Genomic DNA, 26,355 nt, shown 5'->3' with positions numbered 1-26,355 from the left:
ACAAAGGCCCCATGCAAAACGAAAATCATTACATCCACCGGAACAATTGGTTAAGAGCTGCCGTATTAGGCGCAAATGACGGAATTATTTCAACGACAAGCCTTGTGATAGGGGTTGCTGCCGCAGGTTCGTCACGGCAAGTAATCCTGCTTGCCGCTTTGGCGAGCCTGGTAGCCGGAGCCGGCTCTATGGCCGCCGGAGAATATGTGTCGGTATGCTCCCAAACGGATCTGGAAAAAGCGGATCTGGAAAGAGAAAAAAACGAATTAGAGGCAACGCCAAAAGAAGAATTGGAGGAATTGGCGGATATATACGTAAAAAGAGGGCTTGATAAACAATTGGCAAGGCAAGTCGCAACCCAGCTAATGACACATAATGCCTTGGACGCACATGCCAAAGACGAGTTGGGAATCAATGAGATGACCACTCCGAGACCGTTGCAAGCTGCCATGGCATCAGCAGCTTCCTTTCTGATTGGAGGTTTGCTGCCATTGTTGTTTACCATTATAATATCCATTGAAAAAATGGTCGTTTCTCAATACCTCTCGGCAATCGTTTCCTTAGCCATATTGGGAGGGATTGCCGCTAAAATCGGCGGTTCCAATATCAAAAAATCGGCTATGAGAATCTGCTTCTGGGGAACGGTCGCTATGTTGTCATCCGCTCTTGTCGGTTCTATTTTCGGAATGAACTCATAAGAAGATCTATCAAAAGAAAATCCCCTGTAAAAATTCATAACTATAAATACACACAATCATAGTTATGGCTGCGTTCATTCATAGTTATCAATTTTTTAAGTTGATAAGCGATGACTTTTGACATATCCCCCTTCCTGCTTTTTTAGATTCCTAATAAAAAACGAGTTTTTTTATTGGTAATCTAAAAAGAATATCTACATTTGCGTGTAATAGGCAACTATTACACATATGATGTTATGTAATTAATAAAAAGAGGCGATTTATGATCAAACTGGAAGAAGTATCGTTCGGATACAAAAAGAAAAAGCAGATACTCCATGATTTCTCTTTGAGTCTGGAAAAAGGAAAGATCTATGGATTATTGGGAAAAAACGGAGCCGGAAAATCCACCCTGCTCTATCTGTTGGTCGGCTTGCTGGCCGCTCGCAAAGGAAAGGTGCTGTTCAGCGGAGAGGATGTCTCCAAGCGGCTTCCTTCCGTCTTAAAAGAGATGTTTATCGTTCCGGAGGAAATCGACTTCCCCCGCGTTTCCTTAAAGCGGTACATCGAATGCAATGCGCCCTTCTATCCGAAATTCAGCCGGGAATCGCTGGATAAATACCTGCAGGACTTTGACCTCGATCTTGACCTGCAACTGGATGCGCTTTCCATGGGCGAAAAAAAGAAGGTTTATATGAGTTTCGCCTTGGCAACCAATACCTCCCTTTTGCTTATGGATGAACCGACAAACGGGCTGGATATACCTGCCAAAAGCCAATTCCGCAAGTTTATTGTCTCCGGGATGAGCGACGACAAGATCATCCTGATCTCTACCCACCAGGTACGCGACGTGGATAAACTGCTGGAGCAGGTCATCATCCTTGACGAAAGCCGGATACTACTCAACCAAACGGTAGAACGCATTTGCGAAAAACTCTATTTTACCGAAACAAACGACAAGCCGGAAAAAGACGTGCTCTATTCCATGCCTTCCCTTCAGGGAAACAGCCTGATCCTTCCGAACAGGCAGCAGAAAGAGACCGTACTCAACCTGGAGTCGCTGTTTAACGCCGTTTTGTCCGAAAGAGAGAAAATCACTGGTTTATTCAATTAAATAGAAAGGATTTATGGAAAATAACACTTTTAGCTTCCAACGTTTTCTTCTGGTACTCCAAAAGGACATCATGGAGAATTGGAAAAAGAACCTGCTTCTTCTTATTACCGGTTACGGGATTTTTTCGATCACCCTTATCTGGAACTCCTATCTATATTATGATAACCAGCCTTCTACGGCGGAGGCACATAATATGCAACTCGTGCTAGTTTCCGGCCTTCTGTTCTTCATCTTGGGAAGCGTCTATGCCTCCACCCTGATGAATCCGATGAGTACGAAAACCAAACGGACGACTTTCCTGATGAATCCGGCTTCCTCTTTGGAAAAATATCTTTCACGCTGGATGCAGGTTGTCCTTCTCTACCTGATCGTCTACTTTATCTTATTTTTCCTGGCGGACGCCACCCGTGTCATCTACTGCTCGATCCGGTTTCCTCATGAAGATATCGATTTTATCCATTTAAGTGCATTGGTAAATTGGACAGGGGCGAAAGATTCAACCCATTTTTTCCCTTATTGGCAGGGGTTGTTCTTTGCTTTCTCTGTTTATCTTTTTATCCAATCCGTGTTTGTCCTTGGAAGCACTTTCTGGGAGAAGAATTCATTTGTCAAAACGTTTGCAGCCGGCATTGCCTTTCTATTGATTTATTATAGCATTTGCACCGGGGTTTTGACTCTCGTATTCGGTAACCTGAAAGAGGCGCAGATTCCTAATATTTTCAATGGTTTCGATGATAAGATCCTGCTTGTGGCGATCGGCGCACTACTCTATGCAGTCAGCCTGTTCGATTGGATTTTAGGCTATTTCAGATTTAAAGAGTCGGAAATAATAAAAAGATGGTAAACGATGAATTTTAAAGAAAATAAAGCCATCTATCTGCAAATAGCGGATAGATTATGCAACGAAATCCTGCTGGAGCAGTATAAGGAGGAAGAGCGCGTCCCCTCGGTTCGGGAATATGCCGCCGTCGTGGAAGTCAACTTCAACACGGTCATGCGCTCGTACGACTATCTGCAATCACAGGGAATCATTTACAACAAACGGGGTATCGGTTACTTTGTATCGACAGGTGCAAAGCAACACATCCATTCTTTCCAGAAAGAGAACTTCATGCAGAACGAGTTAACCGGCTTTTTCCGTCAGCTCGACCTGCTGCAAATACCTCTGTCGGAGATAACAGTATTATATAATGAATATAAGAAACAACAGTCTTTAAACAGTAGAAGCAATGAGACAGACAACTAAAATAACGATCGGAGTGTTGGCGGCATTTATATTACTTTCCATCCTGTATATCTTTTTCCTGTCCACCCTTGAACCGGAAGGTAAAGAGAAAATAAAGACAGAAATCAGGCAGACCTTCGGCCAAACAGAAGTGAAGCCCTATAAAGTCGCACTGATCAAAGCAAAAGCGATTGGAAAAGACGAACTTTCGGCTGTATTATACGGTGATCTCCATTTCATAAATGATACGTCGGGGCGCTATAAAATCGAATACCCGGAAGGAGTCCTCCCTTATCTGGCTTTCCAACCGGAGGGAGACACCTTGAAGGTCATCGTCGACCAGGTGGCCTTGGCAGAAGCCTTTCACTTGAAATCGAACGGAAGGTTCTCTCCGATGAGAGGGTTTAACCTGAAATTTACGACAGACTCTTCCCTGCAAGTCATCAATGAAATGCCTTGCCTCGAAATGAGATTCGACAAGCAAACCTTCGGAAATCTGGATATAAAGACCTCCAAGGGAGTAAAAATAGGCAGCTGTACGATCCGGGACCTGACCGTCCGGAGCGGCTGCCGTTCGTTTGAAGCAGCCGGCAGTACGATCCAAACTCTCAACCTGGATTTGGACGACAATGAAAAATGGAGGATCAAAGACTGCCAGGTGGAAACGGAAAACCTCACCGGAAGCCAGACCCATTACATCGAATTGTCGAAGGACGAATGCCGGCGGATGAACTGGATTCCTAAAAACGAAAAAGCCCGGTTATCCATCCAGTTGAAAAAGGGTGAAGCCTTCGGAATGGAATTCAAAGAGTAATGGCGCTTATAGGCAAGCAAACCCGGTCTTCCGGATCGATCAAAGCGTTGATGAGATAAATGCGGACAAAGCCTTTCAGATCTTCCACGGAGACAGGTATCTCCCTGATCCGGCCGGTCCGGAGCAAAGATTCGCGCTTTACGCCCGGAAGAAGACAGGTATCCGGCGTAAAGAGGCCGCCTTCGGAGGATTCGAGAACGACATTGGCATAGGACGTATCGGTGATCCTTCCTTGCTTGGCAATCAATACATCATCACAGTTCCCGCGCCGTTCCATGAGAGCGGCAATCGCGGAACGGTCAGCCGATTTATAGTCATAGGCTATCCGGTCGGCCGTCACCAGCGCTAAGCTCCGAACCGGCCGGAAAGTATAGGGTGCGAAACTGATTTCACGGATGGAAGCGTCATATACGACACGGCATTTGACCAACCCCGTCCGCAATTCCTCCGGGACCAGGGAAAGGGATAACTCCAACTCCGGGATGCGGCCGAAAAAGCGACGGGCCGTACGCTCCATCCGTTCCCGGTGCAACGGAAGGTTATAAAACCGGCCGTCCTTCACTTTGATCGTTTCGATAAATTCTTTCATCCGACCGGAATATATATTTTATCCAAGACCTCCTGATACTCATTCTCCCAACGGCTGTAAGCGGTAATTCCGCCCCCGCTCCGATAAAAATACTGTCCGTTTCTCTCCTCGATGAAACGGATCATCACGGCCGAATCGAGCGTACGGCCGTCAAAATAGCCGAAGACTCCCGTATAATATCCGCGCGGTTCGCTCTCCGCCTCTCGGATAATTTGCAGCGTTGAGTGCTTAGGAGCGCCGGAAACTGAACCGGCGGGAAGCAGTTTCAGGAAAAGGTCTCCCAGACGTCCTTCGTATTCGGGAAAGAGCCGGCCGGTAATTTCCGAACTAACCTGTAACAACGTCCGTTCCTTCGATTGAATACGGTCAAGATAACGGAAACGGCCGACCTGTACGTCTTTGGCAACGATGCTCAGGTCGTTGCGCAGCAAATCGACGATTGTACAGTGCTCCGCCGTCTCTTTCGGATCATTCAGGATGACTTCCGCCGCATCCGGCACGGAAGCGTCGATCGTTCCCTTCATGGGATTTGTAGAAATCCCTCCGCCTTTGATCCGGACAAATCGCTCCGGTGAAAAGCAGACGAACCGTCCGGGCAGATAAAGTTGATAAGGCGCGTCGGCACAGGAAAACACATCTGCCAAGGTCGCTTTCATCGCGACAGGCGTACAAACCGTAAGATTCGTCAGAAACGAATCGCCCTGTAAAAGCCCCCGCTGCACCCGGTCGAATTTAGCTTTGTATGCCTCAACGCTAAGCACAGAAGGGAAAAGTGTGGGCGGTTGAAGTATTTTTGCCGGTGGAAAAGCATTCTTATTCCCATTCTCTCCCACTTGAAACCAGCATCTGTTTTGCTCCAGAGGCGACTCGACAAACAAGGCTTCATTCATCTCAAAGCTGAAAGCAAACAAAAAAGGCGCCTGATCCCGCCCGGCCTCATTCATCCGTTTCCTTACTTCTTCTATTTCATTACCGCCCATTTTATCCTGTTTTGAGAGTCCAAAATTAAACTATATTTCGTTGTCCGCCCTGTTTTTTTTAGCTTGAAAAACTCATAGTTATGAACGAATCGAATCATAACTGTGAATTTATCCGTTCATAGTTATGAAATCATTCAATGATAGTTATGATTTTTCACCTGGATAAAGCCTTATAAAAGAGCTTAGTTTCTCCGGTTTAAAGCTTATTTAACGGGAAGAAATACAAAGTTGCCCGGATTCTTGTAAATTTGTAACCATAAATTTATATTAACCCATATCATGGCAACAAGCAAAGACTATCTGCAAATTCTGACAAATTTCAAAATCGACGAACCCCTTGCTTCCGCTGAACCTTTCGGCAACGGACATATCAATGATACGCTTAAAGTTAAAACGGCGCAGGGAGAAACAAAGTATATCCTGCAACGTATCAATCATTTGATATTTAAGAACGTGGATATGTTGCAACACAATATCCAAACCGTGACCGAACATATTCGCGAGAAATTGGAAGCCCGGAATACACCGGATATCGATCGCAAAGTCTTGACTTTTCTTCCGACCCGGGACGGGAAACCTTATTACTTCGATGGGGAGAACTATTGGCGGGTCNTCCGACCGGAATATATATTTTATCCAAGACCTCCTGATACTCATTCTCCCAACGGCTGTAAGCGGTAATTCCGCCCCCGCTCCGATAAAAATACTGTCCGTTTCTCTCCTCGATGAAACGGATCATCACGGCCGAATCGAGCGTACGGCCGTCAAAATAGCCGAAGACTCCCGTATAATATCCGCGCGGTTCGCTCTCCGCCTCTCGGATAATTTGCAGCGTTGAGTGCTTAGGAGCGCCGGAAACTGAACCGGCGGGAAGCAGTTTCAGGAAAAGGTCTCCCAGACGTCCTTCGTATTCGGGAAAGAGCCGGCCGGTAATTTCCGAACTAACCTGTAACAACGTCCGTTCCTTCGATTGAATACGGTCAAGATAACGGAAACGGCCGACCTGTACGTCTTTGGCAACGATGCTCAGGTCGTTGCGCAGCAAATCGACGATTGTACAGTGCTCCGCCGTCTCTTTCGGATCATTCAGGATGACTTCCGCCGCATCCGGCACGGAAGCGTCGATCGTTCCCTTCATGGGATTTGTAGAAATCCCTCCGCCTTTGATCCGGACAAATCGCTCCGGTGAAAAGCAGACGAACCGTCCGGGCAGATAAAGTTGATAAGGCGCGTCGGCACAGGAAAACACATCTGCCAAGGTCGCTTTCATCGCGACAGGCGTACAAACCGTAAGATTCGTCAGAAACGAATCGCCCTGTAAAAGCCCCCGCTGCACCCGGTCGAATTTAGCTTTGTATGCCTCAACGCTAAGCACAGAAGGGAAAAGTGTGGGCGGTTGAAGTATTTTTGCCGGTGGAAAAGCATTCTTATTCCCATTCTCTCCCACTTGAAACCAGCATCTGTTTTGCTCCAGAGGCGACTCGACAAACAAGGCTTCATTCATCTCAAAGCTGAAAGCAAACAAAAAAGGCGCCTGATCCCGCCCGGCCTCATTCATCCGTTTCCTTACTTCTTCTATTTCATTACCGCCCATTTTATCCTGTTTTGAGAGTCCAAAATTAAACTATATTTCGTTGTCCGCCCTGTTTTTTTTAGCTTGAAAAACTCATAGTTATGAACGAATCGAATCATAACTGTGAATTTATCCGTTCATAGTTATGAAATCATTCAATGATAGTTATGATTTTTCACCTGGATAAAGCCTTATAAAAGAGCTTAGTTTCTCCGGTTTAAAGCTTATTTAACGGGAAGAAATACAAAGTTGCCCGGATTCTTGTAAATTTGTAACCATAAATTTATATTAACCCATATCATGGCAACAAGCAAAGACTATCTGCAAATTCTGACAAATTTCAAAATCGACGAACCCCTTGCTTCCGCTGAACCTTTCGGCAACGGACATATCAATGATACGCTTAAAGTTAAAACGGCGCAGGGAGAAACAAAGTATATCCTGCAACGTATCAATCATTTGATATTTAAGAACGTGGATATGTTGCAACACAATATCCAAACCGTGACCGAACATATTCGCGAGAAATTGGAAGCCCGGAATACACCGGATATCGATCGCAAAGTCTTGACTTTTCTTCCGACCCGGGACGGGAAACCTTATTACTTCGATGGGGAGAACTATTGGCGGGTCTGCCTTTTCATTCCCCGCAGCCGGAGTTTCGACGAAGTGACTCCCGAACTGTCCTGCGAAGCGGGAAAAGCTTTCGGCGAGTTCCAGTCGATGCTTTCCGACCTGCCCGAGGGAGCGTTGGGCGAAACAATCCCAAATTTCCATAATATGGAATTCCGCCTGCAGGAATTTCACGAAGCCGTTGAAAAAAACGCAGCCGGCCGGGTGGACGAAGTAAAAGATTTGATCGGGGAAATTGAGAAGCGCGCAAAAGCGATGTGCATCCAGGAAGAACTCTACCGCGAAGGCAAACTGAAGAAGCGCACGAACCATTGCGATACGAAAGTGAATAACATCCTCTTCGATGAAGACGGTAAGGTACTTTGCGTCATCGACCTCGATACGGTCATGCCTGGATTTGTTCTTTCCGACATCGGCGACTTTATCCGCACGGCCGGCAACACCGGAGCGGAGGACGACGAGAATCTGGATAATATCAATGTCAACCTTCCGATTTTCCAAGCTTATACGCGCGGCTATATGGAAACAGCCAAGAAATTCCTGACGCCGCTTGAAATCAGTCTCCTTCCCTATGGCGGCCGGTTATTGACCTATATGCAAACCGTTCGCTTCCTAACGGATTACCTCAATGGCGACACCTATTACAAAATCCATCACCCGAAGCATAACCTGCAACGCACCCGCGCCCAGTTCCGTTTCCTTCAATGCCTCGAAGCCAAAGCGGAAGAAATGGACGCATTCATGAAAGAATGGTTATAAAATATAAGGTCAACGGCAAATGTCATGAGCAATATTGAACGCCTATATAATGAATGACAGTCTTTGCAAAAAATCCAGAACGCGATAAATGCAAAATAACCAGCCTGGCACCAGGGTTCATTGGGTAATTACGACCTGCATTCGATTGTCCGGTATATAACCATTTGTCAGAAAACAATACGGAAATGGGTCAATCCTTCAGCATCGGTATGCAATGAAAAAGTGCAATGGTGTTTCTGGAGCACTTCGCGGATAAAGATCAATCCGATGCCCTGACCGTTGGGTTTTGTGGAGAAAAAAGGAGTAAAAAGTTTGCCGGCCGTATCTTTGTCGATGCCTCGTCCGGTATCCGTAATCTGAATGGAAGGCGGATCGGCAAAAGTCCGGATTGTAACCGTACCGTTGCGGTCGATCGACTCGGCGGCATTTTTAATTATATTCAGCAACACCTGTTCGAAAAGGGAAGCATCGATCTGCACTTGCAAATCCGATTCGGAAAGCTCCGTCAATAACTTGATATTGCGGTTCCGGCAGATGGTTTCCATAAAGCGTTTGCTGGAAACGACTAAATTATTTAAAGAGACGTTCGTTAACTGCGGTTCGGGGATACGCACTACATCGGCATAGTCGGTAACAAAACGGCTCAGGCGGTAGCATCGCTCGATCAATACCCGCAGGATCCCGCCGACCTCCTTCTCCTGTTCCATGCCCGTTAGGCCGCTTTCCAAGGTATCGAGTGTGGATGTGATGCCGGCCGTCGTATTGTTTACTTCATGCGAAATCATGCGGATCACTTTCTCATATGCCTTCTTTTCCGCAATGGAAACCTCTTTTGTTAACGATTCTACTAGATAGAAAGAATGTTGGAAACCTTGGTTGACAAAGGAAGAATGGGTACATTTATAGATATTGGCGTCGCTGAGACGGATCGTCTGCGACTCATGCAAAGGAATCAAAGCCAACTCGGCAGCCAAAGGCGAAGTGATCTGTGTCAATGGCTTTCCGATAGCTTCTTCGGGAGAAGCCAATCCCAACATCTTATAGGAGGCCGCATTCAACGAAAGCACCTCCTTGTCGAGGTTCAGGATAATCACGCCCATCGGCGAAGCCTTGATCAGCAAGTCGAGGAAATGGTTCTGTTCGCGTAAGCGAAGCCTTTCGTTCTTGAGTTGTCCCATCATCCGGTTGAATACGTCGACAATTCGGTCGGCATCCGCCTGACCAACCGGCCGGAGGCGGGAACTGAAGTCCTGTTCTTTCAACAATTCCATCCCGCTGCCGATAAGGTAAATCGGTTTGATAATCCGATGGTAGAAAAAGATCAGATAGACCAAAGCCAAGAGGATCACTCCCTCCATTCCGAGGAAAAGAAGCAGAGAACTCCCACGAAAGACATAATAGGAAAACGCCGCCAGAATCGACAGCAATAGAATCGTCCAGATCCAAAACCAACCTCTTAACCGCATCGTTCCGTTATTTATCCGTCGTTATATGATATTTCTCCAACCGGCGGTACAAGGCGGCGCGACTGATGCCGAGGGCGGCGGCTACCTGTGATAAATTGCCGGCATATTTCTCGATCGCCCGAAGAATGCTTTGCTTCTCCAACTCATCCAAAGTCATTCCCTCAAAGGATGGGGATGCTGCTCTCGGATGCAAGGGAGAAGCAGTTTGTTGCGTCTCGAAATCGGAAGCATCCAACCGTTGTTTTCCGGAAACAAGGAGCGTCCGTTCGATCAGATTCTTCAACTCACGGATGTTTCCGGGATAAGGCAGGCGTTGCAGGAAAGTCAGGGCTTCCGAAGAAAACTCAACCGGCGGCATTCCGTTCTGCCCCGTTTGCCGGTCGGCGAAATGACGCGCCAGCAAGGGAATATCCTCTCTCCGTTCCCGTAAAGCCGGCAAATGGATCGTAATCAGATTGATCCGGTAAAACAGATCTTCACGAAAACAATGTTGCTGCACCCGCTCCGCCAGATTGGCATTCGTGGCGCTCACCACCCGCACATCGACTTTGACCGGCCGGCTGTCACCCAAGACTTCGAAGGTCTGATCCTGTAAAACACGTAACAATTTTACCTGACAGGATAGATCCAATTCACCGATCTCGTCCAGAAAAATGGTACCCTTATCGGCTATTTCAAAACGTCCCGTGCGATCCATATACGCATCTGTAAACGCGCCCTTCCGATGCCCGAACATCTCGCTTTCGAAAAGGCTCTGCGACAATCCACCCAGATTTACCTTGACAAACGGCTCTTTAGCGCGGCGGCTGTTGGCATGGATCGCCTCGGCAATCATCTCCTTCCCCGTACCACTTTCGCCGGTGATCAGGACGGAAGCATTGGTTGGCGCAATGCGCGACACTGTTCCGAGTAATTCCATCAACCGGGGACTCTGTCCGATAATCCGGTCGAAATGGAACTTCTGATCCGCTTCATTCCGGCTGATAGGTGTCACCGAATCTTTCTTCTGTTCCGTCAGGTCGAGTGCCGTACGAACGGTCTGAAGCAGTAATTGATTATTCCATGGTTTAGTGATAAAATCGAATGCACCGGCGCGCATCCCCTGCACCGCCAACTGGATACTTCCCCAGGCAGTCATCAAAATGACAGGCACGTCGGGTCGAAAAACCTTTACCTGCCTGAGGAGTTGTATTCCCTCCTCACCGGTAGTCGTCAACGTATAGTTCATATCCATCAGTATCAGCTGGGGAGCTGCTGACTGCCGAACCCGCTCGATCGCCTCTTGCGGAGTAGCGACGGCTTCCGTTTCATAACCAGCCCGTTTCAACAGGAACAGCAGCGACGAGCGAACAGAGGCATCATCATCAACAATTAAAATCATATCGACATTTGTATTTAAGTTCAAAGATAAGGATAAAAATGGCAGAGCAATACGGAAAAGGCTATTGCAAATAAGTCAATTAAGTATTTATTAGCAAATAAAATGGAAACGGCAAGGCATCCGAGTAGGAAATCTGAAGCTATTATCAGGCGGTAATTCACAAAGTAATTATTCCTTACTCAGGACATATTTGAGAAGATTGGTTGTTGGAAATAGAATTTCTCCAGAAACAGAAAATGTGTTTTTTATTTTGACCTTCGACTGTTTTGTCGTCAAAGGTTGTAAATAGACTATCTGGTAAGCCTCTTCGTTTGTTATCACAATAGTATCGGAAATTCTTTCAAACTTAAACATTGAAGGCAATGCATCTTGATAGTTATCATTGATTTTAAATAGAAGGCTTTGCACACTATCAAAAGGAATCCTGCAAGGAACATTAGCTTCAAAATATAATTTACCCGAAACATCTTGGTTGACTGTTATTTGTGTTGCTATAGATGGCTGATATGGGATTAACAATGAAGCTAAAATCATTACGATAAAGGCGATTACGATGATACTAAGGCCATAGCGTAATAATATTGGAGGAACCTGTCCGATAATGTTCCTCACTTTTTCACTGCGAAGTTCAATGGGTTTAACTGCTTTCTTCATAGCACAATTATTTATCTTAAACGGTTGATTTCATCTGTTGCCTGCTTATCCCTTGTATTTACCATAGCTCCGTTTTCACTTTTGAATATTCTTTGTGTGACCGGAATTACTACTTGATTAATGTGTTCCCCTTTTTCTTCAGTTACTGTTCCTGTAACAAAAGAAGAATCCGACAACGTATGAAGCATTACGTTGGCAAAAGAGATGGTTAGTTTGCTATCATCTATCACCTTTCCGGTAATTGTTCGAGCATAAACAGAGATACCGAGTGTTTCAATAAATAATACGAATAACCAAATTAGTTTTTTCATACGAATAATTTCATTATAAAGATTTATACTGTTATTTTAATTACCCAACTCAAGTTGGTTTTTTATCAATTCAAAATATTTTCCTTTTTGTTGTACTAATTCAGCATGTGTCCCAATTTCAGCAATTCTACCCATATCAAGAACCACAATCTGGTCTGCATTTTTCACCGTGCTTAGGCGATGCGCTACCACGACTACCGTTTTTCCGTTATAAAAATCTTCGAGATTTTCAACGATTGCCTTTTCATTTTTGGCATCTAATGCATTGGTTGCTTCATCAAAAAAAAGGAAACTCGGATCTTTGTACACAATACGAGCAATCAAAACACGCTGTCTTTGACCTTGACTTACACCTTGCCCATCTTGTCCGATTGTAGTATTATAGCCGAGAGGAAGTGCTTCAATATACTCCGCAATATTAGCAACTCTTGCTGCATTTCTAAGACGTTCCAAATCTACTTCGTCATCTGATACAGCGATATTCCGGGCAATGGTATCGGAAAACAAAAATCCGTCTTGCATTACTGCTCCACAAATTCCCCTCCACCAAGTTAGATCTGTCTGCTCCAAATTCATCGTCCCGATTCTAATTTCACCTTCATTCGGAGAATAAAACCCAAGTAGCAATTTTATGAGAGTAGTTTTTCCGCTTCCGCTCGCACCTACGATAGCTGTCACTTTTCCTTGCGGAATATGCAAGTCTATATCATTTAATATATAATTCGGACGAGCTCCATCATATTTGAAACTAACTTTGTCAATATGTATGGAGTGTTCCGAGGGCAATGAACGAATAAACCGGTTTTCATTTTCTTCATTTTTTTGACGATGTATCTCGTTCATACGATCAAGGCTTATGCTCACATCTTGCCATTGGTAAATAAAGTTCATCAGTTGTTCGACCGGGCTGTTCAGTTGGCCTATTATATACTGTATTGCCAGCATCATACCCAGTGTAAGTTGTCCATGAATTACAGCTGATGCAGCGAGAACTGTTATTAATACGTTTTTCAGTTCATTGATCAATATGCTGCCTGCCTCCTGGTTCTGCTGCAGGGAAAGGGATTGAAGATTCACATCGAACAAATCCGCCTGCACATCTTCCCATTCCCAACGTTTGCGTTGCTCACATCCTTGCAGTTTGATTTCCTGCATACCATTAATCAGTTGATAGGCAACATTCCGGTTGATTCCTTGTTGTTCGAAGTATTTGTAATCAAGAATCCGTCGCCTCTTTAAGAACAATTGTATCCAAACGCCATAGATCACGCTTCCTGCAAGAAAGACTAAGAAAACGGGTAGATTGTATACCAGCAATACAATACCAAAGACGATAAAGCTAAAGAGAGAAAATAAGAGGTTTAAAGATTGAGCCGTAAGAAATGCCTCGATACGGCGATGATCTTCAATTCTCTGCATGAGGTCTCCCGTTAGTTTTGTATCAAAAAACTGCATCGGCAACTTCATCAGCTTGATAAAAAAGTCTGAGATAAGAGATATATTGATCCGGGTACTGATGTGCAATAGAATTCTTTTTCGGATGAAATCAATAGCAGTCCGGCTGAAAATCAGCATAAGCTGGGCCAGCAATATCAACCATACAAAGCTGATATCTTTTCCATTAATTCCCCTGTCAACAATGGATTGCGTAAGAAACGGCAAGGCCAATTGAAGTATGCTACCCAAAAACAAACCGAATACCAGCTGCCCATAAAAATGTTTGTACTTAGCAAAATAACGGCCTAAAAATTGCAGCCGGTTTTCGGGTGATCCTTTTTCTTCAATTTGCTCATAAAACAACTTCGTCGGTTCCAGTAGTATAACAACCCCCTTTTCAGCCCCGTTTGTCTGGGTACTAATCCAGTGGGAGCAGAATTCGTCTTTGGTATAGGTCAGGATTCCCTTTCCCGGATCAGCAACAAATAAAATAATTTTACCTTTTCGACCTTTCTTTATATTATATAAAACAATGAAATGATTCTGATCCCAATGAACAATACATGGCAGGGGAGCTTTCTCACACAATTTGTCAAACGTGATACGTCCACCCATTGTATGGAATCCAATCTTCTCGGCAGCTTTGCTAATTCCGGATAGCGACACGCCGTCTCTGCCGATAAAAGAATTTTGCCTCAGGTTGTCTATTGCCAACTTCTTTCCATAATATTTCGCAATCATGCAAATACATGCCGGTCCACAATCCATGGCATCAAACTGTTTCATGAATGAAAATTTCATAAATTCTTGGAAGTTATATAGATTATTATCATATACCTATCTCAATCGGTTGATTTCATCTATTGCCTGGCGCCCTTTGTATTTACCTTTGCTTTGATTGAAGCGGTAAGTTAATGTCAGATAAATCTGGCGAGTATGCATATTAGAGTCATAGTCCATAGAAATATTTTGATAAATCATATTCCATTTAGTGCGGTTCGAATTGAAAACATCGTCGACTCCAAGCATGATGCTTAAATTTTTATCAAGCAATTCTTTTGTACATTTTATATCAACTCCCCAAAATCTTTTTGTATACACTGGTCCAAAATTACCGGATGATGCATAATAGATATTTGCGCGGAAGATATAATTCTTTACAAGTGCGAATGTATTATTCCATTTAGCCATCCATCTTCCATGCGAATATTGGTTATCCGTATCGGACAAATGCAACCATTGATTTGAAACAGCCATTTCAAAACGAGGATTCCACAAACCGATGGTTGGATTGTACGACAAACCTATGTTCATACTTTCGCTTGATGGAATGTTTTCCACTTTAAAGAGAATAATAGGACGATCTTCATACTGGGAAAACAAACGTTGTATTTCATCCTTTTTTCGAGAATAATTTGCAAAAAGAAGCCAGTTCCGCCAGGATACATTCCCTGTTAATTCATTGGAAATCGAGGGCTTTAAGTTGGGGTTACCTCCCTGATACAGAAAAGGAGATGAATATTGTATATTACTACTCAATTGGGAATAAGAGGGATAATTAATCTTACGTTCATATCCAAAATTCAGACGCAGTTTAGCCGAAGAATACGACAGAAACATGCTGGGAAAAAGCTCATTGTATTTTTTGGATTGTTCATCGTTGCGTATACCATTGCTATAATAATCGAAATCCACATGTTCATATCTCAAGCCGATCTTCATTCCATATTTGCCGAACTGATACTGATAAGATGCAAATAATGCGTTCTTGTTCTGATTCAATTTGGAATCCGAATCCGTTATGCCCAGATCGCTCTGATTAATCGTATAAGTTTGTTTGACCTCAGTCTTGGAGAAATCATTTCCGAAAGTGACATTTCCTCTTCCCAAATTATATGTAAAAATATCTTTGACTGCAAACAGATTGTTTTTCTGAATATTGAATGTGTTGATAACATCGACTTGGGTTGATGTCAGGGATGTATTCTGGTCCGTTGTATTTTTACTATTGAGATAGTCCAAACTAATATTCAAATAGAGCTTGGATTCAATTAATTCTCCGTCAAAATATCCATTCAATTGATTCAACTTGTTTTTGGTTTTAAGGTTTGCATCTTCATTCATCGATTCTATCGTAGAGGGAGTAATACTCTCAATAGGAGAATTTCTGTAAACGTGATATTTTCTCATGGAGCCATTATATTTAATCCCTGCTGATATTTTTTTTGTAGGATTGTAATTTACTCCAAATTCAGGTTCGAACGAATTTATATTCATCCGGCTTTGCACAAACATAGATTGAGTAATTGTGCTATCCTGAAGATTTATGTATTGCCTGGTGTTTGTTTCATTTTTACTTTTTCCTGATAAAAAGTCAAGTGTTCCGAAAATATCCCAAGCCCCTTGTCGATAGGTCAAGACTGCAGTTTCATTCCCCAAATAGCGATTCGAATAAGCTTGCTTGGTAAACAGTGTTCCTCCAAGCCCTTCTCCTACAGGTCTATCTGTTACGATTTTAATAACAGACTTCACTGAAGCATCATATTCTGATCCGGGCATAGTGATAATGCGAATAGATTTAATATCCTTAGGTGACAATTTATTAAGCTCATTATTATCTCTAACCAAGCGGCTATTGATATAAATTATTGGCGTCCCTTTCCCAAAAACAGTGAATGCCCCATTTTCTTCTGATATTAATGGCATTTGGGCTATCACCTCATTTGCTGTAGGCAAGGTTGCCAATACCGTGTTTTTTACATTAGCAACGATGGCTCCATTTTCACTTTTGAATATCTTTGGGCTAGTGGTGACCACCACTTGGGCAAGTTCGTTCCCACTGGGAAGAAGGATGATTCTTTGTTTATTGATTGCATCCGATGTATTCGTTTCATAACCGACAAAAGATGTTCTCAGGAAACATTTTGTATTTGAAATTCCATTTAAAGAGAATTCTCCTCTTTCATCAGTTACCGTTCCTGCCACAAAAGAAGAATCCGGTAATGAGTAAAGCATCACGTTGGCAAATGGAATTGCTTGTTGGTTAGCATTTGTCACGGTGCCCGTTATGACTTGGGAAAAACCTGTAATTATACTTACCATTGCAAATAATGCAGTTAATAAAATGTTCTTTTTCATATACATATATTTTTAGATAGATTTATAGAAAAAATGTTATCTTTTGTACGGAAATGGTCTCAAAACTGATAAATCCTTGTCAAGTACAAGCTTGCTTCATATGTAAAATCCGTTTAATGAAATTACTTGCAATATGCGATAATTAAATCTTTAAAGTTTGAGATCTTTTTGAGTTTACAACTAAATTCCGGTACGACGAGATTGTTTTTTTCAAAATTTTTATTGCATGGCCCCATGCAAATAGGCAGGTAAGCACATTTGCCGCATTTTTCATTTTTAAACAAGGGGGTATAATAACTTATATCGAAATCTGTTTTATTCCAAACAATATTGCCGTTAGACGTTAACCGGCCAAGATAGTCATCTTTCATATCAGCTTTTGCCGTACATTTAAAGACCTTGCCGTTATACGATATAGCATTATAGTACTTTTTATTAGCATAGCATGGAATAAAGTTCAACAACAAATCTGAGGGTGATTGGTATCCTTTATTTATAAGTAAATTTCTGGCTTCATTCAACTTATTCTGTTCATCCGCAAAGTGGCTTATTTGCCAGACTTTTCTAAAATAAATTTTGATCTTACTTTTGTTTTCCGGTAATATTTTCCCATCAATTTGTTCAATAATATCTATCGGATTGAGGTTGTGATCGTCATAGTTTACACGCATCAATATCTCTACATTAGCAATACTAAAGCATAGATTATTAATGTTATCTAAAATCACGTCAAAAGAGGATTCTCCTTTGGCCTGCCTGATATTGTTATGATAATTTCTATCTCCATCAAGCGTGATGTGAAAGACTTTAAAATTAAGATCTTTGGCTTTATCAATAATTTCTGGACTTATTAAATAACCATTCGTAGTTGTCGTTGATATAAACGGTATATTATGTTTACGACATATTTCCTTTGCATAATTTGATATTGGAATCATGACTTCATTAAAATATTTAAATGGTTCCCCTCCAAACCAATCTATATTTAAAGATTCGATATGCTTTTTTGTTATCATAAAATCGATATGCCTGCATATTCGATCTTGTACATCTTGGTTCATGCAACCGCTTATATGATCATGATCCTGCACGCAATACCAACATCTGAAATTGCACTCTAAAGTAGGTAACAAGACTAATTTATATGCCTTTTTATCAATATTCTCTTGAAATTTTCGAGAAATAATTTCAAGCTCGTCAAGCTCATCTTCAACAACAAAGCCCTGGTCTTTAATAGATCTACAAAACTGCGGTATTTGATTACTATAAATGTCTACATTGCTCAAGACATTCTTAACAAGATCTTTTTTGTTTTCTGACACCCTGAAATAGTTCCGGGTTAATGCATTAAAAAAAAGGACTTTAGAACCTTCAGATAAAATGACATTATATTTACTTGGTTTCATGAGATTGTGATTATTAAATTAGAGCAGGATTTCTCCTGCTCTAAGATTGATTAGCATAAGAATCCGCAAATGAAATTGTCCCATATCGGGCTTTCACCATTGACACTATCAGTGTTTCCCCCTCTCAATTCTACACCCTCAAGTTCATTCAGAGCTTCTAAGTCCTGGCTGGACAAGATTTGATTTTCCAATACATCCTTCTTTTTTTTCAATTCTTCCGGTTTCATAATACAATAATTTTAATAGTTTTAACTGCCTACTCTGTCTAAAGTTTTTCGGCCTCCCCTTCGTTATTTATTGATCAAAAAAATAATTTTCGTTTCAAGACAACAGCCTTTTACGCGTTGAATTCTGTTCACTTTCATCCAAGCTGTTATTTTTGTGAAATCCCTGGTAAGAGACATTGTAAATAATTCCTCCCTGGATCATGTATAATCCGGCCTCTTCCATCAATTCAAAATTATTTGTCGTAAGATTCGTTAGTTTCATCGTGATATTGTTTTTTAATGTTTAACTATTTGTTTCATTCTGATATTACAAATATCAGCACTCTTTTATTCCAACTTGGTTATTGAAATGCGATCTTTAGGTTAACAAAATGTTATTAGTTTAATCATCAAGCCAAACAAATGTACCATCGGGTAATTCTTTCCAATGTCCTCCACCTTTAATTTGTGACATCATTTCTTCACTCATTTCATACTCGCTAAATTTTTCAAATTTTGTTTTCATAATTATATTGAATTTGTTGTTAATAATTATCTATTGCAAAATAACAGAGATAAACGCCATTAATATGTTATTGAAAAATTATATAAGGTTATCAGAATGTTATTATATTTGTATTGTCTAATTCAATAAATACAAAAGATGAAAGTCGGTTATATAAAAAATATTACCTTGGTTGCTTTAATTTCAGTTTTAGCACTTCAAGCGATATGGCTATACAACACATATGCCCTCTTTCAAAAAGAGTTCAATGAAAAATTAGATGTAATATTTAGAGAATCTATTGAAAAAGAAATATATTACCGGTTAAATGATCCATTAAGGAAACCAACCGGCGGAGTTGTTGAAGGAGCAAAACCGGAATATGACTCTTATACAAATGCTTTAGCCTTCAATAAATATTTAGAGAAAACGGGAAGCCCGTTTTCAATATCTTATATAGATACAATATTTAAGAAAGAACTTACTAATAGAATCGGAAAATTGGATTATCTTCTTATCCACAAGGATGGTCAAGGAAAGGTTATTACCCAGTCAGGTAATTCTAAGGACAATCATCTACTAAGCAATAGTATTTACTTAATGCGTCCGTTAAACACCGATCACGCCGACAATATTGAACTATATGTTTCGTCTCCTTACCGGATCATTTTCGGGCGTATGTTCTTATTGCTTATTGCTTCCGCGATAATTGCTCTGGTAATTATCTATTGCCTTTACTGGCAGATGAAGATCATTGCACGTCAAGATAGAATTGCCGAAATACGCCGTGATTTTACCAATGCCATGATCCATGACATGAAAAATCCGATTATGACCATTCAAATGGGAATCAGTGCATTGAAAGGAGGAAAGCTTGATGATAAGGAACTAATGAAGCAGCAATACTTCGACATTGTTTCCAAAGAAAGCGAACATCTGTTGTCGTTGGCAAATAAGGTTTTGGCTATTGCAAAATTCGAAGAGAAGCGGATTACGTTGTCAAAGCAAAAGGTTGACCCTAAACTCATGTTTGAAGGTATTGCGGGAAAATACCGTGTAAATACAGATAAGCAACTTGAATTCGATTTGGATTTCGAAGGGCTTCCCAGCATTTATGCAGATCCGGAATATATCTACGAAGCTTTCAGTAATGTGATTGATAATGCGGTAAAGTATTCAGGAAAAGAGGTGAAGATTCGTGTTGTGGGTTCGTATGACGAAAACGGCAATAGCATCATTAGGATTCGCGATAATGGATTCGGCATTTCATTAAAGGACCAGAAAAGAATCTTTGAGAAATTCGAACGGGCAGGATTGAACAAAAAAAACTCCGGAATCAGCGGTTTCGGATTAGGGCTCAATTATGTCTATCAGACGGTGACAGCGCATAGGGGTATTGTAAAGGTGGACAGTGTCTTGAATGAGTACAGTGAGTTTACAATAATTTTACCGGATAAAGAAAATGATAAAACTACTCCTGATTGAAGACGATATAAACCTAGGCTATATCATAAAAAGCAGCCTGGAAGAAATTATAGGCGGCTATGAAGTGGTTACGGCTTCAAACGGTGAGGAAGGTTTGGAGGATTTGAAAGAATATTCTCCCGATTTGATTGTATCGGATATCGACATGCCGGTGTTGAATGGCTTGGAAATGGTTCGAAAAATACGACAAACCGATCAGCAGATCCCCATCGTTTTTGCAACGGGCAAAACATCTTCCAAAGACGTAACTATTGGTTATGAAGCCGGAGTCAACAATTACATCAAGAAACCATTTTTACCTGAGGAGTTGGATGCCCATATCAAAGCTCTATTGCAATATGCCCAAGGAAAGCGAACAAAACCGGTTCAGGAAGTTTACAACCTTGGCCGATTTGAATTCACTCCGAAACTTTATTTGCTTAAACACGATGATATGAAGCAAAATCTAACAGCCCGCGAATCGCAGATACTGGAAGAACTATGCAAGAGAAAAGGCGAAGTTGTCCTGCGGGAAGAATTGTTGAAAAAATTCTGGGGAACAGATGATTATTTCACTTCCAGAAGTTTGGATGTATTTATTTCCAAAATGAGGAAATATTTATCAGGGGACTCCACCGTGTCAATCAAGAATATCAAGGGAGTGGGACTTATTCTGGAATGTCTTTCATGAGAAGGCCTAATTCTGCTGATTTAGCACGGAGTTCTTCTTTGAGTGAAGCATTAACAAATGAATCAAAATAAAGTAATTTTGTCAACAGACGCATCCTTAAGAGTAAATTTTCACCCCAGAATTTTGCGCTCAACTCCTTCAATATAGTCTGAGTATCGTTATAATAGAAAAATTCAGCCTCTTTTTCCATTACCAACGAATAGATCGTTCTATAAAACTCTTTTTCCGACTTTTGAGTAATCATCTGTTTGACTTTTGGGGACAAAAGTATCCTTTATATACTCACAAGCTTATTTTTCTATGTTATCATAATGTTATAATTTATAATGAATACTCCATATTTTATCTAAATACAGGGCAACCATTTTGTTTTCGCTGTTATGCCACCTTCCCGTTTTCGCAGGTCCCATAGGTATGGAGGATACATCAAAAGTCATCGCTTATCCACTAAAAAAATTGATAACTATGAATGAACACAGTCATAACTATGAACGAACGCAATCATAACTGTGACTGTGCGCAGTCATAGTTATGAATTGTTAGGCATAATCTTGAGTAATCATTTTATTTATTTCCGAAAGGAAAATCCAGACTCAAAAAAATATATTTTACCGACGGATGATCCGTTCAAAATCGGCATCCAGCGTATCGTTACGGATAAAATCAAAAAGAGTCACACTGCGAATATTATAATAGTAATTCCAATAGAGGTATAATTCCTGGATATGCTTTTGCCGGGCATCATCCTTCGACTGTCGGGCATCATTCAGGTCGAGCACGGAGATTTTCCCGATCATAAATGTCTCGATAGAGGTCTCGTAGCGCTTTTGGGCGATCCGGTCGGCCTCGCCGGCAATCGCCAACTGTCCGGCCTGGTTATTAAAATTCTCTACCAACAAGAAAATATCCTGGTTGAAATTCATCTGCTCCTGCCGCGTCTTCGATAGGACTACCTCCCGGTTAGATTCCGCCACCTTCACCTGTCCCTTCCGTTTTCCCCAGTCCAAAAGGGGAATGCTAACCCCTATCTCCACGATCTGATTGCCTTTTAAATGATTGTAGGCAGCTCCCATCGCCAGGTCTTTCCCCGTAAAACCAACCGAAGCATAAAGATTAATGCTTCGCCGGTGACCTTTAGCCGTCGCCACGGCATAATCGGCTTCCAACTGGCGACGCAGTATATTTTTAGCAAAGGAATTATGCTCCTGTGCTTTTGCCAACACCGTTTGGTATTCCATCCGCAGCGAGGGTGCCGACTCCGGAACAACCGGTTCGATCTGTTCCTGCTCACTCAATCCCAAGAAAGCACGAAGGCGGAACATTTGTGCATTCAGGTTCGACTCCGCTTCCGTCAGTTTGCCTTTCATCTGCAAGGCGGCCAAATTCAACTGCATCAATTCGCTTTCGGAGATATGTCCGATCTTCCGCTTGGCTATCGCTATTTCGTACAATTTATCGGCATTTTCAAGATTCTGGCGGGCGATCGTCCGGTTCTCGCCGGCCAAAATCAAGTTGAAGAAATAGGAAATTGTAGAAAGCGTAACATCCTCGACCGCCTCGATGTAGGCGGCCTTTGCCTCCTGATAACGCACCGGTTCGATACGGCGNGCGGGAAGAATTGTTGAAAAAATTCTGGGGAACAGATGATTATTTCACTTCCAGAAGTTTGGATGTATTTATTTCCAAAATGAGGAAATATTTATCAGGGGACTCCACCGTGTCAATCAAGAATATCAAGGGAGTGGGACTTATTCTGGAATGTCTTTCATGAGAAGGCCTAATTCTGCTGATTTAGCACGGAGTTCTTCTTTGAGTGAAGCATTAACAAATGAATCAAAATAAAGTAATTTTGTCAACAGACGCATCCTTAAGAGTAAATTTTCACCCCAGAATTTTGCGCTCAACTCCTTCAATATAGTCTGAGTATCGTTATAATAGAAAAATTCAGCCTCTTTTTCCATTACCAACGAATAGATCGTTCTATAAAACTCTTTTTCCGACTTTTGAGTAATCATCTGTTTGACTTTTGGGGACAAAAGTATCCTTTATATACTCACAAGCTTATTTTTCTATGTTATCATAATGTTATAATTTATAATGAATACTCCATATTTTATCTAAATACAGGGCAACCATTTTGTTTTCGCTGTTATGCCACCTTCCCGTTTTCGCAGGTCCCATAGGTATGGAGGATACATCAAAAGTCATCGCTTATCCACTAAAAAAATTGATAACTATGAATGAACACAGTCATAACTATGAACGAACGCAATCATAACTGTGACTGTGCGCAGTCATAGTTATGAATTGTTAGGCATAATCTTGAGTAATCATTTTATTTATTTCCGAAAGGAAAATCCAGACTCAAAAAAATATATTTTACCGACGGATGATCCGTTCAAAATCGGCATCCAGCGTATCGTTACGGATAAAATCAAAAAGAGTCACACTGCGAATATTATAATAGTAATTCCAATAGAGGTATAATTCCTGGATATGCTTTTGCCGGGCATCATCCTTCGACTGTCGGGCATCATTCAGGTCGAGCACGGAGATTTTCCCGATCATAAATGTCTCGATAGAGGTCTCGTAGCGCTTTTGGGCGATCCGGTCGGCCTCGCCGGCAATCGCCAACTGTCCGGCCTGGTTATTAAAATTCTCTACCAACAAGAAAATATCCTGGTTGAAATTCATCTGCTCCTGCCGCGTCTTCGATAGGACTACCTCCCGGTTAGATTCCGCCACCTTCACCTGTCCCTTCCGTTTTCCCCAGTCCAAAAGGGGAATGCTAACCCCTATCTCCACGATCTGATTGCCTTTTAAATGATTGTAGGCAGCTCCCATCGCCAGGTCTTTCCCCGTAAAACCAACCGAAGCATAAAGATTAATGCTTCGCCGGTGACCTTTAGCCGTCGCCACGGCATAATCGGCTTCCAACTGGCGACGCAGTATATTTTTAGCAAAGGAATTATGCTCCTGTGCTTTTGCCAACACCGTTTGGTATTCCATCCGCAGCGAGGGTGCCGACTCCGGAACAACCGGTTCGATCTGTTCCTGCTCACTCAATCCCAAGAAAGCACGAAGGCGGAACATTTGTGCATTCAGGTTCGACTCCGCTTCCGTCAGTTTGCCTTTCATCTGCAAGGCGGCCAAATTCAACTGCATCAATTCGCTTTCGGAGATATGTCCGATCTTCCGCTTGGCTATCGCTATTTCGTACAATTTATCGGCATTTTCAAGATTCTGGCGGGCGATCGTCCGGTTCTCGCCGGCCAAAATCAAGTTGAAGAAATAGGAAATTGTAGAAAGCGTAACATCCTCGACCGCCTCGATGTAGGCGGCCTTTGCCTCCTGATAACGCACCGGTTCGATACGGCGTTTCCATTTTTGGTCATTCACGCCGAAAATCGGCTGTGTAAATGTAACGCCGACCGGCACGCTCATATATTCATTGAAAGCGCCGCTTCCCAACTGGCGGGTAAAGTCGAGGGAAGAGTTAAGGGCGATTGTACCCCCCGTCAAGGCAATACGCTGTTCGATGGAAAAGGATCCGGTCAGTCCCAGGGAATTATTGCGCACATAGGTATAAGAGCCGTCTCCCTGTTGGTATTTGGAATACTGGCGGTCATAGGCGGGCAAGGTCCCTGTGAAAGTCACTTCGGGCAGCTGGTCCGCCCGATACGTCCGATATTCCCAATAAGCAGTCTTCAGTTCATTGAGGGCTACGGCCGCATCTACCGACCGTAACTGGGCCAGTTCGATTGCCTCTTGCAAGGTCAGCCGCCGGATAATTTCCTCCTTTTCTTCCCCCGGAAGGGAAGCGCTCAGGAAAAACAGACAGACAAAGATAACATATCCTTTTTTCATGATTTTCAGTTTGCCAGCCCGGGAGCAAATGCCATGCCAAACAGACAGACGGCTATCATACAATAAAATAGCAAAACAATCCCTGTCCGATACCGGACAGCCTGTTCGATATCGGACACTCGGTTGCATGGATACAAATCGACAGATCAGCCTGTTAACTTTCTGGCACATCCTTTGCTTTGGGAAAAAGCATACGAAAAACGATTCAGAAATGGACAGGGAAATATCAAAAGAGGTTCGGAGAAAGGAACAACGGAAACAGATTATAAGATACGGAAGCATTGCCGGAGGAATCGTACTTTTGCTGGCAATCGGCCTTTCCTTTTTGCAAACCTCTCTGAAACGGAAGGATTTGAACTTTTCGACAATTGATACGGGCACGATCGAAGTCTCCGCTAATGCATCCGGAAAGGTTATCCCCGCTTTCGAAGAAATTATCAATTCGCCGATACCGTCCCGTATCATGGAAGTTTATAAAAAAGGGGGCGATCCGGTAGAAATGGGTACGCCGATTCTGAAGCTGGATCTGCAAAGCGCCGAAACGGAAGTAGGCAAGCTGGTGGATGAAGGGAGGATGAAACAATTACAGTTAGAGCAATTGCAGGTCACCAGCCGGAACAAACTGTCCGAAATGGAGATGAAACTGAAAGTCTCGCGTATGGAACTAAACCGCAAAGAGGTAGAGCTTCGTAACGAGCAATACCTGGATAGCCTGGGCGCCGGGACGACGGACAAGGTTCGCCAAGCGGAACTAAATTACCACGTAGGCCTGCTGCAGTTGACGGAAGACGAGCAGAGATACCGCAACGAACAAGCTTTGGTAGAGGCCGATCTGAAAGTGAAAGAATTGGAATTGAGTATTTTCAGGACAAGCCTGGCCGAAGCGAGGCGCACTTTGGAAGATGCACAGATCCGCTCTCCGCGCAAAGCGATCCTTACTTATGTAAATAACGAAATCGGCGCACAAGTTCCACAGGGTAGTAAAGTGGCGATCGTCTCCGACCTCTCCCATTTTAAGATTGAAGGTGAGATTGCCGATACCTACGGCGACCGGATCGCTGTCGGCAGCAAAGCCGTTGTGAAGATCGGTAACGACCAATTGAAAGGGACGGTGAGCGACGTAACACCCCTATCGAAAAACGGCGTGATCTCCTTCACCGTACAATTGGAAGAAGACAACCATCCCCGGCTGCGTTCGGGTTTAAAGACCGACGTCTATGTGATGAATGCGATCAAAGACGGAGTGATGCGGATTGCCAACGGTTCCTACTATATCGGCAAAGGGGAATACGAACTTTTTGTCGTCAAGGGAAATCAATTGCTGAAACGCAAGGTACGCCTGGGAGATAGTAATTTCGAATACGTGGAGGTCGTCAGCGGATTGCAACCCGGCGATGAAGTCGTCGTATCCGACATGAACGACTTTAAGCATAAACAGAAAATCAAACTGTTATGAACAATAAAC

25 protein-coding genes and 2 pseudogenes are annotated in these 26,355 nt (G+C 42.6%); 10 read left to right on the top strand and 17 right to left on the bottom strand.

Annotated elements, in window-relative coordinates; genetic code table 11:
• The first annotated feature begins 11 nt into the window (after window positions 1-11).
• From BQ8014_RS05530 to BQ8014_RS05510, 5 genes are all read left to right on the top strand, one after another.
• The gene (locus tag BQ8014_RS05530) at window positions 12-698 is read left to right on the top strand and encodes a VIT1/CCC1 transporter family protein (protein WP_080903497.1); all 687 of its coding nucleotides are present in this window, start codon (window positions 12-14) and stop codon (window positions 696-698) included.
• Between the two features lie 262 nt (window positions 699-960).
• Complete coding sequence (locus BQ8014_RS05525) at window positions 961-1,791, top strand: ABC transporter ATP-binding protein (protein ID WP_080903496.1); 831 nt, start codon at window positions 961-963, stop codon at window positions 1,789-1,791.
• A 13-nt stretch (window positions 1,792-1,804) separates the two neighbouring features.
• A complete protein-coding gene (locus BQ8014_RS05520; protein ID WP_080903495.1) occupies window positions 1,805-2,635 on the top strand; it encodes a hypothetical protein in 831 nt (276 codons plus the stop codon).
• Window positions 2,636-2,638: 3 nt separating this feature from the next.
• Window positions 2,639-3,037, top strand: a complete 399-nt coding sequence (locus tag BQ8014_RS05515; RefSeq protein WP_080903494.1) for a GntR family transcriptional regulator — start codon at window positions 2,639-2,641, stop codon at window positions 3,035-3,037.
• The gene (locus tag BQ8014_RS05510) at window positions 3,021-3,830 is read left to right on the top strand and encodes a hypothetical protein (RefSeq protein WP_080903493.1); all 810 of its coding nucleotides are present in this window, start codon (window positions 3,021-3,023) and stop codon (window positions 3,828-3,830) included. The genes BQ8014_RS05515 and BQ8014_RS05510 overlap by 17 nt, the downstream gene beginning before the upstream one ends.
• Here BQ8014_RS05510 and BQ8014_RS05505 read toward each other — a convergent pair.
• The 3 genes from BQ8014_RS05505 to BQ8014_RS05495 all read right to left on the bottom strand — a co-directional run bounded on the left by BQ8014_RS05505 (window position 3,820) and on the right by BQ8014_RS05495 (window position 6,993).
• Window positions 3,820-4,419 (bottom strand): aminotransferase class IV, encoded by a 600-nt coding sequence (locus tag BQ8014_RS05505; RefSeq protein ID WP_080903492.1) that lies wholly within the window; start codon window positions 4,417-4,419, stop codon window positions 3,820-3,822. The genes BQ8014_RS05510 and BQ8014_RS05505 overlap by 11 nt on opposite strands.
• Window positions 4,416-5,399, bottom strand: a complete 984-nt coding sequence (locus tag BQ8014_RS05500; protein WP_080903491.1) for an aminodeoxychorismate synthase component I — start codon at window positions 5,397-5,399, stop codon at window positions 4,416-4,418. Before BQ8014_RS05500 ends, BQ8014_RS05505 begins: the two co-directional genes overlap by 4 nt.
• Before the next feature lie 445 nt (window positions 5,400-5,844).
• Window positions 5,845-6,993: an aminodeoxychorismate synthase component I gene (locus BQ8014_RS05495; RefSeq protein WP_080903490.1), complete on the bottom strand. Its 1,149-nt coding sequence runs from the start codon at window positions 6,991-6,993 to the stop codon at window positions 5,845-5,847.
• Between the two features lie 279 nt (window positions 6,994-7,272).
• Here BQ8014_RS05495 and BQ8014_RS05490 point away from each other — a divergent pair, with 279 nt between their 5' ends.
• On the top strand, window positions 7,273-8,364 hold the full coding sequence (locus BQ8014_RS05490) for a phosphotransferase enzyme family protein (protein WP_080903489.1): 1,092 nt from the start codon (window positions 7,273-7,275) through the stop codon (window positions 8,362-8,364).
• Window positions 8,365-8,531: 167 nt separating this feature from the next.
• Here the strand turns inward: BQ8014_RS05490 and BQ8014_RS05485 are convergent, their stop codons facing one another.
• From BQ8014_RS05485 to BQ8014_RS19115, 10 genes are all read right to left on the bottom strand, one after another.
• A complete protein-coding gene (locus BQ8014_RS05485) occupies window positions 8,532-9,830 on the bottom strand; it encodes a sensor histidine kinase (protein WP_080903488.1) in 1,299 nt (432 codons plus the stop codon).
• 7 nt (window positions 9,831-9,837) lie between these two features.
• Window positions 9,838-11,211, bottom strand: a complete 1,374-nt coding sequence (locus BQ8014_RS05480) for a sigma-54-dependent transcriptional regulator (RefSeq protein WP_080905834.1) — start codon at window positions 11,209-11,211, stop codon at window positions 9,838-9,840.
• A 168-nt stretch (window positions 11,212-11,379) separates the two neighbouring features.
• Window positions 11,380-11,865, bottom strand: a complete 486-nt coding sequence (locus BQ8014_RS05475) for a hypothetical protein (RefSeq protein ID WP_080903487.1) — start codon at window positions 11,863-11,865, stop codon at window positions 11,380-11,382.
• Window positions 11,866-11,876: 11 nt separating this feature from the next.
• On the bottom strand, window positions 11,877-12,176 hold the full coding sequence (locus tag BQ8014_RS05470) for a peptidase associated/transthyretin-like domain-containing protein (RefSeq protein ID WP_080903486.1): 300 nt from the start codon (window positions 12,174-12,176) through the stop codon (window positions 11,877-11,879).
• Window positions 12,177-12,212: 36 nt separating this feature from the next.
• Window positions 12,213-14,399: a peptidase domain-containing ABC transporter gene (locus BQ8014_RS05465; RefSeq protein WP_234997991.1), complete on the bottom strand. Its 2,187-nt coding sequence runs from the start codon at window positions 14,397-14,399 to the stop codon at window positions 12,213-12,215.
• A 51-nt stretch (window positions 14,400-14,450) separates the two neighbouring features.
• The gene (locus BQ8014_RS05460; protein ID WP_160150037.1) at window positions 14,451-16,751 is read right to left on the bottom strand and encodes an outer membrane beta-barrel family protein; all 2,301 of its coding nucleotides are present in this window, start codon (window positions 16,749-16,751) and stop codon (window positions 14,451-14,453) included.
• A 122-nt stretch (window positions 16,752-16,873) separates the two neighbouring features.
• A complete protein-coding gene (locus tag BQ8014_RS05455; protein ID WP_080903483.1) occupies window positions 16,874-18,157 on the bottom strand; it encodes a radical SAM/SPASM domain-containing protein in 1,284 nt (427 codons plus the stop codon).
• A 50-nt stretch (window positions 18,158-18,207) separates the two neighbouring features.
• A complete protein-coding gene (locus BQ8014_RS19340) occupies window positions 18,208-18,384 on the bottom strand; it encodes a hypothetical protein (RefSeq protein WP_160150036.1) in 177 nt (58 codons plus the stop codon).
• Between the two features lie 94 nt (window positions 18,385-18,478).
• Window positions 18,479-18,646: a hypothetical protein gene (locus BQ8014_RS19335; RefSeq protein WP_160150035.1), complete on the bottom strand. Its 168-nt coding sequence runs from the start codon at window positions 18,644-18,646 to the stop codon at window positions 18,479-18,481.
• A 120-nt stretch (window positions 18,647-18,766) separates the two neighbouring features.
• Window positions 18,767-18,889, bottom strand: coding sequence for a TIGR04149 family rSAM-modified RiPP (locus BQ8014_RS19115; protein WP_139785086.1), 123 nt, complete (start codon window positions 18,887-18,889; stop codon window positions 18,767-18,769).
• A gap of 138 nt (window positions 18,890-19,027) precedes the next feature.
• Between BQ8014_RS19115 and BQ8014_RS05450 the strand changes: the two genes are divergently transcribed.
• The gene (locus BQ8014_RS05450; RefSeq protein WP_080903482.1) at window positions 19,028-20,353 is read left to right on the top strand and encodes a sensor histidine kinase; all 1,326 of its coding nucleotides are present in this window, start codon (window positions 19,028-19,030) and stop codon (window positions 20,351-20,353) included.
• Window positions 20,331-21,023 carry a response regulator transcription factor gene (locus tag BQ8014_RS05445; protein WP_080903481.1) on the top strand — a complete coding sequence of 231 codons (693 nt, stop codon included), beginning with the start codon at window positions 20,331-20,333 and terminating at the stop codon, window positions 21,021-21,023. The genes BQ8014_RS05450 and BQ8014_RS05445 overlap by 23 nt, the downstream gene beginning before the upstream one ends.
• On the opposite strand, the gene BQ8014_RS05440 is transcribed toward BQ8014_RS05445, so the two are convergent.
• Both BQ8014_RS05440 and BQ8014_RS05435 read right to left on the bottom strand, forming a co-directional pair.
• Window positions 21,001-21,267 (bottom strand): hypothetical protein, encoded by a 267-nt coding sequence (locus BQ8014_RS05440; protein ID WP_080903478.1) that lies wholly within the window; start codon window positions 21,265-21,267, stop codon window positions 21,001-21,003. The two genes, BQ8014_RS05445 and BQ8014_RS05440, sit on opposite strands and share 23 nt — an antisense overlap.
• Before the next feature lie 364 nt (window positions 21,268-21,631).
• A pseudogene (locus BQ8014_RS05435) lies at window positions 21,632-22,630 on the bottom strand (TolC family protein); the annotation flags it as partial.
• Between the two features lie 2 nt (window positions 22,631-22,632).
• On the opposite strand from BQ8014_RS05435, the pseudogene BQ8014_RS05430 reads away from it, so the two are divergent.
• Window positions 22,633-22,794, top strand: a pseudogene (locus BQ8014_RS05430) (winged helix-turn-helix domain-containing protein); the annotation flags it as partial.
• On the opposite strand, the gene BQ8014_RS05425 reads toward BQ8014_RS05430, so the two are convergent.
• The gene (locus tag BQ8014_RS05425) at window positions 22,772-23,038 is read right to left on the bottom strand and encodes a hypothetical protein (protein ID WP_080903478.1); all 267 of its coding nucleotides are present in this window, start codon (window positions 23,036-23,038) and stop codon (window positions 22,772-22,774) included. The pseudogene BQ8014_RS05430 and the gene BQ8014_RS05425 overlap by 23 nt on opposite strands.
• Before the next feature lie 364 nt (window positions 23,039-23,402).
• The gene (locus tag BQ8014_RS05420; protein WP_080903477.1) at window positions 23,403-24,890 is read right to left on the bottom strand and encodes a TolC family protein; all 1,488 of its coding nucleotides are present in this window, start codon (window positions 24,888-24,890) and stop codon (window positions 23,403-23,405) included.
• A 211-nt stretch (window positions 24,891-25,101) separates the two neighbouring features.
• On the opposite strand from BQ8014_RS05420, the gene BQ8014_RS05415 reads away from it, so the two are divergent.
• Window positions 25,102-26,346, top strand: coding sequence for an HlyD family secretion protein (locus BQ8014_RS05415; protein ID WP_080905833.1), 1,245 nt, complete (start codon window positions 25,102-25,104; stop codon window positions 26,344-26,346).
• The last annotated feature ends 9 nt before the right edge of the window (window positions 26,347-26,355 follow it).

The organism is Parabacteroides sp. Marseille-P3160 (assembly GCF_900162725.1).
GTDB lineage: Bacteria > Bacteroidota > Bacteroidia > Bacteroidales > Tannerellaceae > Marseille-P3160.
This window is presented reverse-complemented; position numbering and strand designations above follow the sequence as displayed.

Coding starts and splice junctions, on each gene's coding strand:
- BQ8014_RS05530 (WP_080903497.1), top strand. CDS start 12: ATGCAAAACGAAAATCATTACATCCACCGGAACAATTGGTTAAGAGCT.
- BQ8014_RS05525 (WP_080903496.1), top strand. CDS start 961: ATGATCAAACTGGAAGAAGTATCGTTCGGATACAAAAAGAAAAAGCAG.
- BQ8014_RS05520 (WP_080903495.1), top strand. CDS start 1,805: ATGGAAAATAACACTTTTAGCTTCCAACGTTTTCTTCTGGTACTCCAA.
- BQ8014_RS05515 (WP_080903494.1), top strand. CDS start 2,639: ATGAATTTTAAAGAAAATAAAGCCATCTATCTGCAAATAGCGGATAGA.
- BQ8014_RS05510 (WP_080903493.1), top strand. CDS start 3,021: ATGAGACAGACAACTAAAATAACGATCGGAGTGTTGGCGGCATTTATA.
- BQ8014_RS05505 (WP_080903492.1), bottom strand. CDS start 4,419: ATGAAAGAATTTATCGAAACGATCAAAGTGAAGGACGGCCGGTTTTAT.
- BQ8014_RS05500 (WP_080903491.1), bottom strand. CDS start 5,399: ATGGGCGGTAATGAAATAGAAGAAGTAAGGAAACGGATGAATGAGGCC.
- BQ8014_RS05490 (WP_080903489.1), top strand. CDS start 7,273: ATGGCAACAAGCAAAGACTATCTGCAAATTCTGACAAATTTCAAAATC.
- BQ8014_RS05485 (WP_080903488.1), bottom strand. CDS start 9,830: ATGCGGTTAAGAGGTTGGTTTTGGATCTGGACGATTCTATTGCTGTCG.
- BQ8014_RS05480 (WP_080905834.1), bottom strand. CDS start 11,211: ATGATTTTAATTGTTGATGATGATGCCTCTGTTCGCTCGTCGCTGCTG.
- BQ8014_RS05475 (WP_080903487.1), bottom strand. CDS start 11,865: ATGAAGAAAGCAGTTAAACCCATTGAACTTCGCAGTGAAAAAGTGAGG.
- BQ8014_RS05470 (WP_080903486.1), bottom strand. CDS start 12,176: ATGAAAAAACTAATTTGGTTATTCGTATTATTTATTGAAACACTCGGT.
- BQ8014_RS05465 (WP_234997991.1), bottom strand. CDS start 14,399: ATGAAACAGTTTGATGCCATGGATTGTGGACCGGCATGTATTTGCATG.
- BQ8014_RS05460 (WP_160150037.1), bottom strand. CDS start 16,751: ATGAAAAAGAACATTTTATTAACTGCATTATTTGCAATGGTAAGTATA.
- BQ8014_RS05455 (WP_080903483.1), bottom strand. CDS start 18,157: ATGAAACCAAGTAAATATAATGTCATTTTATCTGAAGGTTCTAAAGTC.
- BQ8014_RS19340 (WP_160150036.1), bottom strand. CDS start 18,384: ATGAAACCGGAAGAATTGAAAAAAAAGAAGGATGTATTGGAAAATCAA.
- BQ8014_RS19335 (WP_160150035.1), bottom strand. CDS start 18,646: ATGAAACTAACGAATCTTACGACAAATAATTTTGAATTGATGGAAGAG.
- BQ8014_RS19115 (WP_139785086.1), bottom strand. CDS start 18,889: ATGAAAACAAAATTTGAAAAATTTAGCGAGTATGAAATGAGTGAAGAA.
- BQ8014_RS05450 (WP_080903482.1), top strand. CDS start 19,028: ATGAAAGTCGGTTATATAAAAAATATTACCTTGGTTGCTTTAATTTCA.
- BQ8014_RS05445 (WP_080903481.1), top strand. CDS start 20,331: ATGATAAAACTACTCCTGATTGAAGACGATATAAACCTAGGCTATATC.
- BQ8014_RS05440 (WP_080903478.1), bottom strand. CDS start 21,267: ATGATTACTCAAAAGTCGGAAAAAGAGTTTTATAGAACGATCTATTCG.
- BQ8014_RS05425 (WP_080903478.1), bottom strand. CDS start 23,038: ATGATTACTCAAAAGTCGGAAAAAGAGTTTTATAGAACGATCTATTCG.
- BQ8014_RS05420 (WP_080903477.1), bottom strand. CDS start 24,890: ATGAAAAAAGGATATGTTATCTTTGTCTGTCTGTTTTTCCTGAGCGCT.
- BQ8014_RS05415 (WP_080905833.1), top strand. CDS start 25,102: ATGGACAGGGAAATATCAAAAGAGGTTCGGAGAAAGGAACAACGGAAA.